This is a genomic window from Microbulbifer guangxiensis, assembly GCF_021729075.1.
Lineage (GTDB): Bacteria > Pseudomonadota > Gammaproteobacteria > Pseudomonadales > Cellvibrionaceae > Microbulbifer > Microbulbifer guangxiensis.
Window position 1 is genome coordinate 665,280 of record NZ_JAJSAQ010000001.1, and the last position, 15,651, is coordinate 680,930.

The window sequence follows — 15,651 nt, forward strand, 5'->3', positions numbered from 1 at the left end:
GCTCAGGCCTGCACGGGGTACCTCCAAATTTGTGATCACATTTTAGGGGTGACCCCGCTTCGAGCGCAAGATCTATCGAGCCGGTGGATGAAACTTTAAGGTCAGGCGAGCACTTTCCCCTCCCGCAGAACCGGGCCCAGCATCGCCTCCGGTCGCAGCAGTTTCTCCAGCTCTTCGGGCGTCATCAACTGCTCCTCGATGACCAGCTCTGCCACGCTGCGCCCCGTCTCCAGCGCCCGCTGGGCAATGGTGGTGGTCTTGCCGTATCCGAGATAGGGATTCAGGGCCGTGACCAGCCCGATGCTCCGCTCAAGGTAACTGCGGCATACCGCCTCGTTGGCAGTAATACCGACCACGCAGTCGCGCCTCAGGGACTCCATCGCTGCACCCAGATAGCGGATCGATTCCAGTAGCTTGTAACCGATCAGCGGCTCCATTACGTTCAGCTGCAGCTGCCCCGCCTCCGCGGCCATGGTGATGGCGGTATCGTTGCCGATAACGGTGAATGCCACCTGATTGACCGCCTCCGGAATGACCGGATTCACCTTGCCGGGCATGATGGAAGAGCCTGGCTGCCGCTGGGGCAGGTTGATTTCGTTGAATCCGCAACGGGGTCCGGATGAGAGCAGGCGCAGGTCGTTGCAGATCTTGGAAAGTTTGATCGCCGTGCGCTTGAGCATGCCCGAGAGAAGGACGAAACCGCCCATGTCCGAAGTCGCCTCTACCAGGTCTTCGGCGGGCGCCAGCGGTACTCCGCTAACCTCACGCAGGTGGGCAATGGCCAGGTCCCGGTACTCCGCCTCGGTATTCAGGCCGGTACCAATGGCAGTACCACCCAAGTTGACCTCCATCAGCAACGCCGCCATCTCCCGCAGCCTCGACACCTCCTCACCAATGGTGGTGGCGAAGGCACTGAACTCCTGCCCCAGGGACATGGGTACCGCATCCTGCAACTGTGTTCGTCCCATTTTCAGGACCGCGCGGAACTCCAGTCCTTTTTCGGCCAGTGACTCCCGCAATGCCGCGGTCGAGTGCTCCAGCTGCTGAAGCCCGAAAATCATCGCCAGGCGCAGCGCGGTGGGATAGACGTCATTGGTGGACTGGGACATGTTCACGTGAATATTGGGATGCAGGTATTCATACTCGCCACGGTTTTGGCCCAGCAGCTCGAGGCTCCGGTTTGCGATCACCTCGTTACTGTTCATATTGGTGGATGTGCCGGCACCACCCTGGATCATGTCGACACAGAACTCGCTATGCAGCTCACCTGCGATGATTTCATCGCACGCTCTGGCAATAGCATCTGCCTGTGCCTGTTCCAGCTTGCCGAGATCCCGGTTGGCCCTGGAGCAGGCCTTCTTGACCATCGCCAGGGCGGTCACCAGGTCGGGAAAATGGCTGATGGGGATACCACTGATGTTGAAGTTTTCCAGCGCACGTAACGTCTGCACACCGTAATACACCGCCGCTGGCACTTTTCGCTCGCCCAGCAGATCCTTTTCCACGCGATACAGGGCGGAATCATTCATAGCCATGTCCAATTGACAGAGGTCGGGGAAAGGGACGTGCGGACGCACGTCCCAGGAAGAGCGTTTACTGTTTGATACTGACCGTTACCGGCTCGATGGACAGACGCACGTTCTGGATCGAGTACTGATCCTTGGTGCCGGAACCGTAGCGCCAGAACCCCTGGCTGTCCCCTGTCTGCTCAAAACGGAACAGCACCCCGGGCCCGTTCTCGGCAAACGCGTAACGGCGCAACTCCGCAGTATCACTGTTATCCAGCAGCGAGAACCCCAGCAGGTGGTCGAGGCGGCCATTGGGCTGGGTCAGGCCGGCACCCTGTTCTGCGGTATAGCCAAACGCCTCTTTGCCGACGGTGGCCGCACCATCCAGGTTCATTTTGCCGGTCTGCCAGTTGTAGCGATCGCCCTCGCTCAAAATGGAGAGTGAGAGATTTTTCACCGCAAAGCGCGGACTGTCTTCAGCGAAATCCGCCTCGCGAGCATCCACCAGCACCAGAGTGCCGCGACCCAGGACCTTCATTTCACCCGTATCGAGATCGGCCAGCACCGCGGTATCCTCATCGATGCCGTAACCCCGGCGCATGTCCCTGGCCAATGGCGGCTCCAGCGCCCGTATCAGGCGGCCCAGGCGGCTCTTACGGTCAAAATGCTGATCCACCAGGCCCGCATCGAGGAACCCGAGACCACCTTTGACCATCAGCTGGCCGGATTCCTGTGACTGCATGCCGGCATAGTTTTCCGCCCGTGGCTCGGTCAGTGCACTGAGAGAGTCACCAGCGGCGATCATCGGGCTGCTCATGATGGCGGCACCGGCACTGGTCCCGCCGACAATACCGCCCTTTGCCAGGCGGTTGCGGATTGCCGCCAACAGCGGCGAATCAGACCCATCTTCCTGCACCAGAGTGTCAGTAATACGAGTCTGGTCGCCGCCCACAAACCAGATACCCCCAACGGTTTTGAGCTTTGCTACCACCTGCGGATCATAGGCACCCCTGGACCAGGTGCTTTCATCGACGTCCCCGGTGGAACCATCATCCTTGACCGCCACCGGCAGAATAAGGATTTCTCCCTCGAAACCGAAGTTGCGCAGGTCCTGCTCGAATTGACGGGCATAGTGGGCCGGGCGCCCGGAGGCGGCGGGCACAATGGCCACATCTGCCCAGCGCGAAGGAATCGCATCGATATATTCGCGATACACGGCCTCGTTATCACTGCGCAATGCCCCGCCGACGATCATCAACTTGCCGGCCGAATACCCTTCGCAGGCAATCAGCGCGAGCGACACAAAAACGATGAATTTGGAAACCAGTAATCTCATTGTTGCAATTCTCATCCTGCGATACATGCTCTGTTACCTGCCCCCCAGCCAGCGAGGGGCTCCCACATGGAGACAAACTGTTGCCGCTCCGTGCGCGGGGTGCAGCCGAAATGATTCCTGAAAGCGCGACTGAAATGGGAAGGGGAACTGAACCCACAGCGCTTGCCGATCTCCTCGATACTGAGGCTGCTGTGGTGCAGCAGGTCCCGCGCCAGCGACAGGCGAAGGCCGATATAAAACCTCGCCGGCAGCTGACCGACAAATCGCTTGAAGATCCGCTCCAGCTTCTTGCTGGAAATTCCCAGATAGCCGGCAATTTCCCCGGTCGCCAATGGCTCCGCGAGGTTGTTGCGCATCAAGGCCTGGGCCTCGGCCAGCGTCAAACGGTCCTCGACTTCACTCTGGAGCTGTAGCCCCCCGTCATCGCCCTCCCCGCTCCAGACCGGCAACAGGGTATCCAGCATCAGCGGCAGGCCGTCCTCACTGGAACAGGTCCAGAGGTTCGCGTCGCGGGTAAAGGGACTCCCCTCTGGCACCACGGGTCGGCCCGTCTGTTGCAGCTGGGGCCGCAAGCCCTCAGCGAGGCTAACCCGGTGCCCATCGAGAAGGCCCGCCTGCGCCATCAACAGTACCCCCCCGCCGATGCCGATCCGGTAAGTTGCCCCCCGTGCATGACGCAACAACTGTTCGCTGGTCTCGCGGGGCATGGGCTGAGATTGCCTGCCTCCGCAGACGATCAGTGTGTGCGCAGTGAGAGGCAGAGGCGGTAACACCTGTGCCTGTACCTGCACACCGTGCTCCGCTGCAACCATTTTCTCACCGCAGCAACTGAAGATCAGCGGGGCTGCGCCACCTGCGAGAGTAAATCGCTCCATCAACACCCCGAGTGCCCCCATGGAGAAACCCGGTAGCAGGACAATGGCTACGGAAGTGGCTGCACCCTGATTCATTAGCTGGAAAACGCTCCCTGGAAACGCAATTGACGATCAAAATACTGCCAGCGGCCCCGGGCCATGACATGCTGTATTTCAAAACTGTCGGGATCCACAATACTGAGATCTGCATCGAGGCCTTCAGACACGCAGCCCTTGTTGCGCAGCCCCAGCACCCTGGCCGGGTTTGCGGTGACCGACTGCAGGGCCTTGACGAAGTGCACCTGCTCGTCCTGCACTGCCCGGCGGAACTCATCGAACAGACTGGCCACGGAGCCTACTTCGATATCCTGCAGCGTTCCGTTATCGCAGAAATTGGTCATCGATCCCTGCGCGTCCGAAGACATGGTCAGTCGCTCGGCCGGGGCACCGGATTCCAGCGCCACCCGCAGCGCGCGACTCGCACGCAGCTCGCCGCTGGCAAGAATCTCCGGAGTGGTGGAGGTGGTGAAGTCGATGAAGCCGCCCGCCTGCGCGAACTCGACCCCGTGCGCGAGCAGCTTGTCGTTGCGGTTCATATGCGTGGGATAGAACTGGCTGATAGGGATATCAGAGGACGCGACCGCGTCAAACAGCGGTTGCAGGCGCCCTTTACAGTCGCCTACATGAATACTGATCACACCACTCTTACCACTCAGCAGGCCCGCCACCCGCGCGTCCGATGCTACCCGAACCAGCTCGGCAGTCGACGGCTGGGAAGAGCGGTGATCAGAAATCGCCAGTTCACCGACACCGATAATGTTGTGCACCAGCATGATGTCGGTGCGCACGCTCCCGGTAAGCGTATTCACCGGAAACTGGTAGGAGCCGCTGTGCATGTAACAGGACAATCCCTGAGCATCCAGCGCGCGCGCCTTGCCATACAGTTCATTCAGGGTACGTGTTGTGGCGTCCGTGCCCAGCACACCGATGACGGTGGTAACGCCGGATTCAAAGGCCTCGCGGGGATCCAGCTCTGGTGTGCGGGAAGCAAAGCCACCCTCACCTCCACCGCCACTGATATGCACCAGAGAGTCCACAAGACCGGGGATCAACCAGGCCCCGTCTGCGTCCACTGTTTCACCAATGGCTGCAGGCAGGCTCAGGCCCTGATCGATTTTTTCAATTTTTTCGCCCGCGACCAGCACATCGCACACACCGAGATCCCTGGGGGCAAACACATGGGCGTTTTTTATTAGAACGATTCTTGACATAAGTACTGCTTAAAATCCGGTTAAAGCGGCGAGAACAACTGCCACGGAAGCCAGGGCAAACAGCCAGGCCATCAGCGGCAGAGCGAAGCGAATCCATACCCCCCAGTCGAGACGCGCGGCACCCAGGCATCCCATCAGTGCGGCGGAGGTGGGCACAACCACATTGCTGAAGCCATCCCCCAGCTGGAAAGCCAGCACAGCGGTCTGTCGGGTAACACCAACCACATCTGCCAGCGGCGCCATAATCGGCATGGTGAGTGCCGCCTGCCCGGATCCGGAAGTGATGAAGAAATTGAAAACGGTCTGAAAGAGCAACATGCACCAGGCCGAAACTGTGCCCGACACATCGGCCAGGCCCTGGCCCGCCCAGTTCAGTATGGTGTTGAGCACACTGGGGCTGCTGGGGTCGTCGCCGCCAAGCAGGAGCACGATCCCCTTGGCAAAAGCCACCACCATGGCCGCGGGCAACAATTGCTGCGCCCCCTCTTTGAAGGCCGCAGCGGCCTTGTTTGCAGTCAGCCCATTGAGGCCAAAGGCGATGGCGACAATCGCGATCACGATGCCCATGGTGAAGAACTGGCTGGCAATCTCCGGCAGGAAGTACTCACGCTCCACGACCCCCCAGATCATCCAGGCGATACCGGCAGCAAAGAGCAGCAACACCAAGCCATCGCCCCGCACCATGGTCTGGAGTGCATCGAGGGACTGCCGCTTGTTGCGGTGCACCTCATCCGACTGATACGCCAGGGAAGATTCCGGGTTGTTGCGGACGCGCAGAGCGTAACGCAAGGTAAACAACACGAGGAAAGCGGTGGCCCCTGCCCAGAGGATCATGCGCGGGACGCTGCCGGACATCAGGGGAACATCGGCAATGCCCTGGGCAATACTGACACCGAACGGGTTCATCCAGGATGTGGCGAAACCTACCTGGGTCGCCACATAGGTCACCAGCAGGGCAGTGATACTGTCATAACCCATGGCAACCAGCAGCGGCACCACAATCAGAGTAAAGGGAATGACCTCCTCACCCATGCCGAACACGGCACCGCCGGCAGAAAACATGACACAGAGAATTGCCAGGTAGAGACCGCCAGCCTCACGGTTTTTGGCAATTACCTGAAAGAGGCCGCGTTCAACCGAGCCACTGGCAAAAATCAGACCAAATGCACCACCGGTCAACAGGATAAACGCAAATACACCGATGGAGGCGCCCCACTTGGAGCCGGAAACCATCCCCTCAAAGGCAAAATTCAACAGCCCGATATTGCCACCCTCGGCAAATATGGCCAGGCCCTGAGGCTCTTCTGCCACCTGTTGATAGGTGCTCGGGTCCACAACCGTACGCTCATTGACCACCATGGTCTCGTAGGTGCCGGCAGGGATCAAAAAATTCAGCGCAAACGCGAGCAAGGCCACAAACAGCAGAATCAGGTAGGTATCCGGCATGGCCCATTTGGGCTCTGCGGCCACTGCATTTTGCTGTTGGCTTTCGACTTCAGGTGCAGAAGCTTGCATAGAGGTACACCAGGAAGAAATAACTATTTAGCATGCCGGTAACAGGGAATGGTTTTGCACTACCCTGCCCCGGCTATCTGGGCGGCACCCAAGGGTACCGCCCGCTTGATACAACTGCGCTTAGAAGGCGTAGCTGTAACGCAGGGTCACAAAACGACCCATGGAGCTGTGGTTGAAGTGATCCACATTGGCACCGGTACCCAGTACCAGTGGCGGCTCTTCGTCCAGCAGGTTGTTGACGCGCAGGCTGGCATAGCTGCCGTTGTTGAAGTCGCGGCTCAGGCTCAGGTCAAACACTGTCCAGGAATCTACTTCAACTGCGGCGTCGTCCGGCAGCCCAACCGCCTCAAGCACACGGGGACTCGGGTCATCCATGTAGCTGTGGGTGTAGCGGGCTCCGAGCTGGGCAGACCAGTCCTCGTAGCGCCAGCGCAGAGAGGTCTTTGCCAGCCAGCGCGGATAGGTGTACTGACCGGCCTCGCTGATGATACCGAAGGTATCGGAAGGCAACTTGTCGAACTCGCTCAGGTAGGTGCCATCCAGAACAAAGCGGAAGCTACCCCAGTTGTCAGTATCGAAATACTGGGTGAACGCCATATCCACACCACTGGTCTTCTGCCAGCCGAGATTGGTCAGCTCGAAGTGGGAGTCGACTACAAAGCCATTGGCGACCTCGAGACCGGGCTGGCCAGTGGGCAACTCCCCCTCGCCAACGACGGGATACTCGCCATTCAGTGCGCGCAGGATAAAGTCATCCTCCTCCACACCGACCAGGTTCTCGTGCTCGATGTTCCAGTAGTCGATGGTCAGCTCGGTATCAGCTGTCGGCTTCAGCAGGAAGCCGGCACCCCAGGTGGTCGCAGTCTCCGGCTTGAGATCGTCGTTGCTCACTTCTTCAGACAACAGCGATTCACCGCTTTCATCCGCCAATCCATCACAGGCGCCTGGCGTTACGGAACAGTCAACGGTGTAGCTGCTCAACAGGGTACCGGCACCAACCTGGGCCAGAGAAGGCGCCCGGAAGGAAGTGGACCAGTTACTGCGGAAGATAATGGCATCGTTGAAAGCATGACGCAGGGCGACTTTCGGGTTGGTGTCGCCACCAAAGCTGTCGTAGTAGTCGTAGCGGACAGCCAGCTGCAGCTCAGTGTTGGCCGCAACCGGGATCATCTGCTCCATATATACCGCCCACTGATCGCGCTCGGCATCAGCGGAAGTGGAGCTGAAGCCAAGGATCGGCTCTGGGTTCAGAGTAGTGGACACCGCGTCGCCGGAAGGTGTGTCCTCGACGGTCTCGCGACGGAATTCGGCACCCACCGCAACCTGCACGGCACCAGCAGGCAGCTCGATCCAGGAACCGGACAGGTTGCCATCGATCGCGTACAGGCTGGAAACACCCTCACGCATCGCATCAGTGCGCACGTAGTCGTTTACAACATCCAGTTGTTCGGCCTGTCCATCGAAGGGGTTGTACCAAGCAGTGGTTTTACCGTTAGCTTCACAAGTTTCACCGCTGAAGCTTGCACCCGGACGAACCAGATCCACATCCCAGCGATTCACGACAGTGCCATCGGTACACAGGTTGCCGAGCGCTGCATTGTAGAAGGCTTCAGAATTGTAGAGCCCCGAAATACCGCGCTGCTCAGACTCGCTACGGCCGACATTGGCTGCCACTTCCCAGTCCCAGCCGTTCAGGTCACCACGCAGCCCCGACACCAGGCGCATGGACTGGTTTTCCACTTCGACCGCACGAGGATCCGGGAACTTACCCCAGGCAAAAATCGGGTATCCGTAAAAATCGCTGAAGTCGGTGGTCGGGAAGTCCGGGCTGAACGAGCCTTCTTCAACGATGTCGGCCTTCAGCTCTTCCGGCCAGAGCGGGCTCTCAGGGTCAAAAGGTGCGCGGCTGAAATTGGCCGGAGAGCCCGTGCCCCGGGACTGGTTCATCTGCACCATGGCGGTATTGAACCATTCCACATCATCGGTCAGCTGATAGTTGAAGGTACCGACCAGGCTCCCACTCTCATATTCATCCTGAGTTGCCACATAGGCGTTGGTATTGAACTCACAGTATTCGCCAAAGCTGCCAAAACCAAATTGGTCCTCCGGGCAACCTCCATTCACAGGTGCTTCAGTCTGGTCGTAGTACATGGCGAACAGATCGTTGAAGCTCGGGTAGACACCCTGCTGGCTCGGGCGGATGGAGTTCGCTGTGATATCGCGGTCGCGATCGTAGAGCGCGTTGCGGGTAAAGAAGTCTGCCACCAGCATGGTGTGGCTGCGCTCACCCTTGTGGCCCCAGACCCAGTTCAGGTTGTACTTGCCTTCATCGGAGCTGGCAGTGGAGTTGCCGTGGGACAGGGTAATCTCGCTGCCCTCGAAATCATCGCGCAATACGAAGTTGACCACACCGGCTACCGCATCGGCGCCGTAGGTCGCAGCGGCACCACTAGGCAGCACTTCCACACGCTCAATGGCAGACAGTGGGATAGAGTTCACGTCGACAAAGGACTCCTGGCCCTTGGCGAAAGAGCTGACGGAAACCCGGCGACCATTCACCAGCACCAGCGTGGCAGATGCGCCCAGGCCGCGCAGTGAGACACCGGCGGCGCCTACGGGAGTGTTGCTCGACAGCGGACCTGCGGTGGTGGTGGAAAAGGTACCGTTTCCGCCACCGGTCTGGGTCAGCTCCTGCAGAATCTCGATCGGGGAGGTCGCACCGGACGCTTCAATCTCATCGCGGCCGATCTGAACTACCTGCACCGCCCCCTCGGTGTCCAATCCTTTGATGTGAGTACCGGTAACCACTACTTCCTCAACGGCTTCCTCTGCTGGTCGCGGCACTTCCTGCGCATAAACGCTTCCGCTAACCAGAGAACAACCGATTGCCACACGAATGGCCTGGTAGAGATGGGTTCTCTTATTCATTGTGTTTCCCTCGTTGTTGAGACCTTTGGCCTTTTTTTGATGAGTCATCACTCGCACCGCGGGCGATGCAAACTGACAGGAATCGGCTCACCGGGATTGGCACAAGGCACCATGCATCAGACACAGCTATCTTGCGTATGGTTGATTGGCAATAAGGCGGGAAACAGAAATCCGACTTATAGCTTCCTTGTGCTCGGCAGCACGCTCAACACTTCAGAGCGTCCGGTCGTGCCGAAAGGAAGCTACTCGTCAAACCACTCGCTGAGGTAGTAGTTGGCAGAGCAGCGCTCGACAGCAGCAGTTGTAACCACGTTGCTTGAGTTCATAGCGCTTGGCGTTGGCTGGTTTACGTTCTTATTTGCAAACTTTGGAGTTTTTTATCACGGCGACAAAATGCTGTAAAGCCTTTCTGAAAGAGCACAGAAGTCGGCGGTTTGGGCCTGACGAAACCAAATTATCTTTCGCCGGCGCTCAAAAAATGCACGGGCTGCAGGACTTGCCAGAGAGGGAAAACTGTCATCAAAAAAAAGGCCAGCTTGGGAATTTCACCCAAGCCGCCTTCACTACAGTGACCAGTGCTTCAGTAAAGTGCCGTTACTGGTACGGCTGGTTTATGTAAAAGTCATTGTCGCGCCCATCAATGCCGATACGCTTCGGCGAGACGCTGGTTGCACCGGTCAGGATGTTGAACTCATCAAACTCCGACAGCTTGTAACGGAGCACACCCTCGTAAATGACCGGTGAGCCACAGCTGGCCTGGGTACGGGAAGTGCTCCCGTCCTCGGCCAGGATATAGACATTGCCACTGCCATCGACGACACCGTGGCCATCGCTGGTAAAGAAGATCGAAGTGGCCTCGTCAACACCGATGCCCCGGATACCATTTGGCAGCCCCGCCATAAAGGCCATCAGGCGGCCCATCCGGTCGCGTTCAGCAAAATGGGTATCCACGATCACATTTTGCATGGTCGCCGTACCCAGGAAGCCGGTGGAAACATTGATATACTCGTGGCAGAGGTCCGTTACCGCCTCGGAAGAATATGCCCCCAGCACGCCGTCAGGATCGTAGATATACTCGGACTGTACCGCCGCACCCGCAGAGGTCCCGCCCAGTACACCACCCCGGGCAAGCACTTCATCCAGCGCAGCCTGCAGCAGGGTGCCCTGCCACTGGTTCAGGTAATCGGACTGGTCACCACCGGCAATCCAGACAAATTCCGCCGTTCGAATCGCCCAGGCCACATAGTCGCTTTCAGCATGTTGGGGACGATCCACCATCAGCGTCTCTACCGAGTCTGCGCCCAGCAAATTCAATAGATAATCGTTGTAACCGTCGCTACCGGAGGTGCGCAGCACCACCACATCACCGCCCCCGATCAGGGGCTTCACCCGGCGGGTAAATGCAGCGTCCACATCGGTACCGCCCCCCATTACCAGCAGACCGCCACTGGACTGGGACACACAGGCATCCGCCGCATTGCCGGTGAGGTAACTGGTCAGACCACCCGGTTTAGACGGGCGCGGCCCCTGGTCACAACTGCCGCCAGAACCACCACCGGTGTCGCCACCGCCTGTATCCCCGCCCCCGGTGCCGCTATCGGGTATGCCCGCCACATCCAGTGTGTAGGCGCCCTGCCCCCTGTAGCGGGTGACTTTCAGGGTGTAGAGGCCCACTCCATCCACGCTGACGCTGGCCGCCTCGGGTACGCTGCCCGTTTCCGCCGCATACAGTTGCCTCTGCGGGTCGTACAGGTACCAGTCAAAGTCATCCCGCCCGTCATGATCGAGGGAAATCGTCAGAGTCGCAGCCTGGTTTACATCGAAGTAATACCAATCCTGATCCCGGCGCCCGTCAATACCGCCAGTCACAGCCTGCGAGGAACAGACAGGGCCATCGGCATCCGCTTCGGCGTCGTTGGATTCGGATTCCTGGGAAATGCAGGCCAGCGATCCGTGGCTGGCCAGGGCGAGGCATAGGACAAAAGCTGTTCGCGCGAACATGGCGTGCTCCTTGATGTGCAGTGCCGGCGGTTTCTCCGGCTGGTTATTGTTCTGTCATCAAAGATTAACCGCTTTGTGCCCGGCAACAGTGAACCAGTCCGACCGAAGTCAAAAACAGGCAAATCAAGGGAGCAATGAGAACATTTTTGAGGGTTTGAGCGCTGAAGCTGTACCTGATTGGCGGGTTGAGGTGCTGTTAGAGTCCGCACCCCAGGGCATCAACCAACATGTGCAGCACCAACCCTATGCCGAGCCAGCGCACCGGCAACCACGGCAGGAACATCATGGCCCCGTACAGAGAGATTGGCAGCATCATATGCAGGGGGTAGGCGTTGATCGCACAGTTGGTCGGTGTCTCTGCCGCTTCGAAAAAGACACGGTCCAGCGCCACCAGATTAGCGGCCAGCATAAAGAGTGCAGCACGCTTCCACTGCGCGCGGAAAAAATACCAGGCTACCGCGAGTGGTGCAGCAACGTGCAGGATCCAGCTGAGAAATACAGGCATCAAAGCAGCTCCTCGGCAGAAATGGAACCCAGCCCCTCTTCAATATCCTGTCGAACGGCAGTCCGCACCCGTACCGGATCTCCGGAGGCAATGGCTTCGATCAGGTCCTGGTGCCGATCCGGCAACTCCTGTACTCCAAAGCGCTGGAATACCAGATGCTGCAGCGGTGCCGTCTGCAGCCAGAGGCTCTCGATGAGGGAGAGGATGATATGGGGATGACCGAGCCGATACAGAGTGAAGTGGAACTCGAGATTGGCCGTGACATATTCCTCGATATCCTTTTCTTCCAGGGCGGTGGTCACGCGGCCGTCGAGCTGGCGCAACAGCTCCAGCTCCTTCGGCCCGACAAAAGGCAGGGCCTGCTCTGCCGCCTGGCACTCCAGGGAAACCCGGGCAGCGCAAATCTCAGCCAGTTTTTCCGGGGTCATTGTCGGTACGGTCACGCGGCGGGTATCCGAGAGCTCCAGCGCCCGCTCCGAGGTCAGCCGCCGAAGGGCTTCACGCACAGGCATAGGGCTGCAGTCGAGCTCCGCGGCCAGGCCGCGAATGGTGATGGCATGCCCGGGAAGGAACTTGCCCCTCAGGATCGCATCCCGCACCTGGTAATAAACCCGCTCCTGCGTGGTGCGGTACTCCTCCTGCGGGATATTGAACTCCTGGGACACGGTCATGCAGCACTCACCTTGGGCAGACGATGGAGGACATCATCGGCCCCCACTTCAATCATTTGGTCAGGAATCCTGCCAGTCTGCCACAATTCGTGAAAATCCTCTGCCACCCGCTGACTGGCATCGATCACCGCATGCCAGTACTTCAACCGCTCTGCCGTGCTGAGGCGCACGAAATCGTCCCGGTCCGGAATCTTGCCGAAAGGCAAATCCGCCACGAAGCCGGGAGATGGCGCCACCAGTAGCGTATCCGCCATGGCACCACCCCGGACCCAGCGCCAGCTGAGGCTCTTGTCAAACCAGCCGGGCACCATGTAGGGGAAAAAGTGCGGGTAGAGCGCCAGCCCGGGGGGCCGCTCGAAACCCAGGTCGAAATGGTAATCGGTAATTCCGCCGTCCCGATAATTACCGCGCGGTGCGCCGTGGGGGTCGCGAATGCCCGCCATCACCAGGGGAATGGAGCCACTGGCGAGAACCGCGGGGCAGACGTTGTCTTCATTCAGGGGGACATCTACCGTGCGCAGATTGCGAAACCCCACCCGGGACTCGCTGCCGGCATGGAACACAACCCTGTCCCAGAATGCGCTGAGACTCCTGCGGGTAAAGGCATTGGCCAGTGCAGAGGTGAGCAGGGCCGGTGCCAGCACCGCCCGGCGCTCACTCGCGAGGGGCCCCCGGCCACGCACGGTCACGAAATGGCTCTGCCAGATGTTGTTGCCGGCTACCTGGCGGGCACCGTCACTTCCCAGCACTCCTTCGAGTATTTTTCCGGCCTGAGCCGTGATCTCGTCCGGCGTGGGCTTTCCAGAGTCATAGACCTGGTTCACATAGCCGTACTCAAGGCGCTCCAGCGCCGCCAGCGGGTCGTCCATGGCATAGCACATATTGCGAAAGCTGCCGATGGATGAGCCAAGCGTCACGACGGGCTCTTTTCGGTCGCGAAAGAATTCGCCAATGAGCACCCGGTCCAACTGGCTGATCACCAGCCACTTCGGTCCGCCGGAGGCTCCGATCAGGGTGGAGACCCGCTCGGCACGCAGCCCCTCCTCTCGAATCTGCCGGGCCGCATTGGCACCCGCCAGCAAAACACAACTTGGCTTTTTCACTGAAGCTCTCTACTACACGCGATGCACGGCTCACCGCGCATTCTCATTCTTGTTCGGCAGCCGCCCGGAAGGCCCCGGGCTTTCCGCGGGACCGGGCCCCGGCATTCACCACTCCCCGGTATTCTCCATGGACGCCCAGGGTTCCTGCGGGTCGAGGGACTCGCCCTTTTGCAGCAATTCGATGGAGATGCCATCGGGGGAACGCACGAACGCCATATGACCGTCTCGGGGCGGGCGATTGATGGTCACACCCTCATCCATCAATCGCTGGCAGATGGCGTAGATATTATCCACACGATAGGCCAGATGGCCAAAGTTTCGCCCACCGCTGTAAGTCTCCGGATCCCAGTTGTAGGTCAACTCCAGTAATGGCGCCTTGTTCTCTCGGGCGCTCTCGGCATCACCGGGGGCCGCCAGGAATACCAGCGTAAAGCGCCCCTTGTCATGGTCCATGCGGCTGACTTCCTGCAGGCCAAGCTTTTCGCAGTAGAACTTGAGGGATTCCTCGAGGTTGGAAACGCGAACCATGGTGTGCAGATATTCCATCAATAACTCCTCATCAGGTGGGTAACAGCTGGCATTGAATGGCACCATCGCTGCCGGATCCAATCGATTGTGCCTATACCTTTGATAAACCGGGCGAATGTGTCGATTCTCCGCCCGGGCGCTGTGCGATTATAGTGGCGGAGAGGCTACAATCGCCGCGGCACGATAAAAGTTCACAGGATCGGACACCAGCATCAAATGTATCAGAAATACTTTCGAGAATTTTTGCAGGCTTCCTCAGCGGCGCCTGACGCCGCCTACCCCACTTTGCACATGGCCTGCCATTCCCATCACTTCTGGCCGGATGTGACACGGGAAGCCATGTTGCAGTACTGGCATGACGCGGCACAGCACGCCGACAGCAAGTGGGAACTGATCTTCGGGGAGAAAATCCCCGACTGGCAGCGCGCAGTCGCCGGGGCCCTCAATCTCCCAGCGCCGGAACGTATCGCCATTGCCCCGAATACCCACGAGCTGGTCTACCGGCTGATCAGTGCCTTCGACCCCACCAAGCCACTGCGCATACTGACCACAGATGGCGAGTTTTACAGCTTCGCCCGGCAACTGCAGAGACTGGAAGAGGAACCCAATATCGAAATTACGCGTGTCCACCGCGAGCCCTTCGATACCCTCGCCTCGCGTTTCGAGGAGGAGCTGCACCGGGGGGATTACCACCTCGCTTACGCCAGCCAGGTATTTTTCGGCTCGGGGGTGGTCTTCCCCAAACTTCTGGAGATTGCTGCCAACAAACCGGAACGCACCGAGTTCGTCATCGACGGTTACCACGGTTTTTTCGCATTGCCCACCGATCTGGCCGGCGTGGGAGACAAAATCTTTTACACCGCTGGTTCCTATAAATACCTCGGTGCAGGCGAAGGGCTCTGTTTTATGAGCATTCCCGCCAACTGCCCCCTGCGCCCCCGCAATACCGGCTGGTTCGCAGAGCTGGCGGAGCTGGAAAACCGTGCAGACCGGGTGGGTTATGCCGATAACTGGCTGCGCTTCGCCGGCGCCACCATGGACTACTCAGCACTGTACCGGGGACTCGCTGTCATGCAGCAGTTCGCCCGCGAGGGTGTCACCGTCGATAAAATCCACCAGTATGTGAAAAACGCACAGCAGCGCTTCCTCGACACCATGGACAGGGCGGAACACCCTCTGCTGAACCGTGACAACCTGATCCACCATGACCTGCACAGTGGTCACGGGCATTTCTTCACCTTCGACTGCACCACCGCAGAAAGATCCGGCCAGCTGCAGGAGGAACTGCAGCAGCGCGGAGTTCTCTGTGATCGGCGCCAGCGCCTGTTGCGCCTCGGCTTCGCCATCTACCATGCCGAAAATGAGGATTACCGCCAGGTTTTTGGTTGAGACCGACTCAGAGCACTCAGCCGCCATTCAGCTTGGAAAAAC

At 59.2% G+C, this 15,651-nt stretch carries 12 protein-coding genes; 1 reads left to right on the forward strand and 11 read right to left on the reverse strand.

All coding sequences use genetic code 11. From position 1 onward, the window contains the following. Positions 1 to 101: 101 nt before the first annotated feature. The 11 genes from aspA to LVD12_RS02975 all read right to left on the reverse strand — a co-directional run bounded on the left by aspA (position 102) and on the right by LVD12_RS02975 (position 14,238). Positions 102 to 1,529, reverse strand: a complete 1,428-nt coding sequence (gene aspA, locus LVD12_RS02925) for an aspartate ammonia-lyase (RefSeq protein ID WP_237065478.1) — start codon at positions 1,527 to 1,529, stop codon at positions 102 to 104. A gap of 64 nt (positions 1,530 to 1,593) precedes the next feature. Then, positions 1,594 to 2,844, reverse strand: a complete 1,251-nt coding sequence (locus tag LVD12_RS02930; protein ID WP_237065479.1) for a cyanophycinase — start codon at positions 2,842 to 2,844, stop codon at positions 1,594 to 1,596. Between the two features lie 11 nt (positions 2,845 to 2,855). Beyond that, positions 2,856 to 3,794 (reverse strand): GlxA family transcriptional regulator, encoded by a 939-nt coding sequence (locus tag LVD12_RS02935; RefSeq protein WP_237065481.1) that lies wholly within the window; start codon positions 3,792 to 3,794, stop codon positions 2,856 to 2,858. After that, complete coding sequence (iadA, locus tag LVD12_RS02940) at positions 3,794 to 4,969, reverse strand: beta-aspartyl-peptidase (RefSeq protein WP_237065483.1); 1,176 nt, start codon at positions 4,967 to 4,969, stop codon at positions 3,794 to 3,796. Before iadA ends, LVD12_RS02935 begins: the two co-directional genes overlap by 1 nt. A gap of 9 nt (positions 4,970 to 4,978) precedes the next feature. Continuing rightward, positions 4,979 to 6,484, reverse strand: coding sequence for a putative basic amino acid antiporter YfcC (gene yfcC, locus LVD12_RS02945; RefSeq protein ID WP_237065484.1), 1,506 nt, complete (start codon positions 6,482 to 6,484; stop codon positions 4,979 to 4,981). Positions 6,485 to 6,604: 120 nt separating this feature from the next. Beyond that, positions 6,605 to 9,412, reverse strand: a complete 2,808-nt coding sequence (locus tag LVD12_RS02950; RefSeq protein WP_237065485.1) for a TonB-dependent receptor domain-containing protein — start codon at positions 9,410 to 9,412, stop codon at positions 6,605 to 6,607. Positions 9,413 to 10,006: 594 nt separating this feature from the next. Next, on the reverse strand, positions 10,007 to 11,413 hold the full coding sequence (locus LVD12_RS02955; protein ID WP_237065486.1) for a cyanophycinase: 1,407 nt from the start codon (positions 11,411 to 11,413) through the stop codon (positions 10,007 to 10,009). A 196-nt stretch (positions 11,414 to 11,609) separates the two neighbouring features. Then, on the reverse strand, positions 11,610 to 11,918 hold the full coding sequence (locus LVD12_RS02960) for a DUF6122 family protein (RefSeq protein ID WP_237065487.1): 309 nt from the start codon (positions 11,916 to 11,918) through the stop codon (positions 11,610 to 11,612). Beyond that, the gene (locus LVD12_RS02965) at positions 11,918 to 12,589 is read right to left on the reverse strand and encodes a GntR family transcriptional regulator (protein ID WP_237065488.1); all 672 of its coding nucleotides are present in this window, start codon (positions 12,587 to 12,589) and stop codon (positions 11,918 to 11,920) included. The genes LVD12_RS02960 and LVD12_RS02965 overlap by 1 nt, the downstream gene beginning before the upstream one ends. Further along, positions 12,586 to 13,692: a hypothetical protein gene (locus LVD12_RS02970; RefSeq protein WP_237065489.1), complete on the reverse strand. Its 1,107-nt coding sequence runs from the start codon at positions 13,690 to 13,692 to the stop codon at positions 12,586 to 12,588. Before LVD12_RS02970 ends, LVD12_RS02965 begins: the two co-directional genes overlap by 4 nt. A gap of 105 nt (positions 13,693 to 13,797) precedes the next feature. After that, positions 13,798 to 14,238 (reverse strand): VOC family protein, encoded by a 441-nt coding sequence (locus LVD12_RS02975; RefSeq protein WP_237065491.1) that lies wholly within the window; start codon positions 14,236 to 14,238, stop codon positions 13,798 to 13,800. A 225-nt stretch (positions 14,239 to 14,463) separates the two neighbouring features. Between LVD12_RS02975 and LVD12_RS02980 the strand changes: the two genes are divergently transcribed. Then, positions 14,464 to 15,609 carry a hypothetical protein gene (locus LVD12_RS02980; protein WP_237065493.1) on the forward strand — a complete coding sequence of 382 codons (1,146 nt, stop codon included), beginning with the start codon at positions 14,464 to 14,466 and terminating at the stop codon, positions 15,607 to 15,609. The last annotated feature ends 42 nt before the right edge of the window (positions 15,610 to 15,651 follow it).

Bases quoted from the DNA above. Each gene is read 5' to 3' on its own strand.
- aspA (WP_237065478.1), bottom strand. From the start codon at position 1,529: ATGAATGATTCCGCCCTGTATCGCGTGGAAAAGGATCTGCTGGGCGAG.
- yfcC (WP_237065484.1), bottom strand. From the start codon at position 6,484: ATGCAAGCTTCTGCACCTGAAGTCGAAAGCCAACAGCAAAATGCAGTG.
- LVD12_RS02960 (WP_237065487.1), bottom strand. From the start codon at position 11,918: ATGCCTGTATTTCTCAGCTGGATCCTGCACGTTGCTGCACCACTCGCG.
- LVD12_RS02950 (WP_237065485.1), bottom strand. From the start codon at position 9,412: ATGAATAAGAGAACCCATCTCTACCAGGCCATTCGTGTGGCAATCGGT.
- LVD12_RS02955 (WP_237065486.1), bottom strand. From the start codon at position 11,413: ATGTTCGCGCGAACAGCTTTTGTCCTATGCCTCGCCCTGGCCAGCCAC.
- LVD12_RS02935 (WP_237065481.1), bottom strand. From the start codon at position 3,794: ATGAATCAGGGTGCAGCCACTTCCGTAGCCATTGTCCTGCTACCGGGT.
- LVD12_RS02965 (WP_237065488.1), bottom strand. From the start codon at position 12,589: ATGACCGTGTCCCAGGAGTTCAATATCCCGCAGGAGGAGTACCGCACC.
- LVD12_RS02975 (WP_237065491.1), bottom strand. From the start codon at position 14,238: ATGGAATATCTGCACACCATGGTTCGCGTTTCCAACCTCGAGGAATCC.
- iadA (WP_237065483.1), bottom strand. From the start codon at position 4,969: ATGTCAAGAATCGTTCTAATAAAAAACGCCCATGTGTTTGCCCCCAGG.
- LVD12_RS02930 (WP_237065479.1), bottom strand. From the start codon at position 2,844: ATGAGATTACTGGTTTCCAAATTCATCGTTTTTGTGTCGCTCGCGCTG.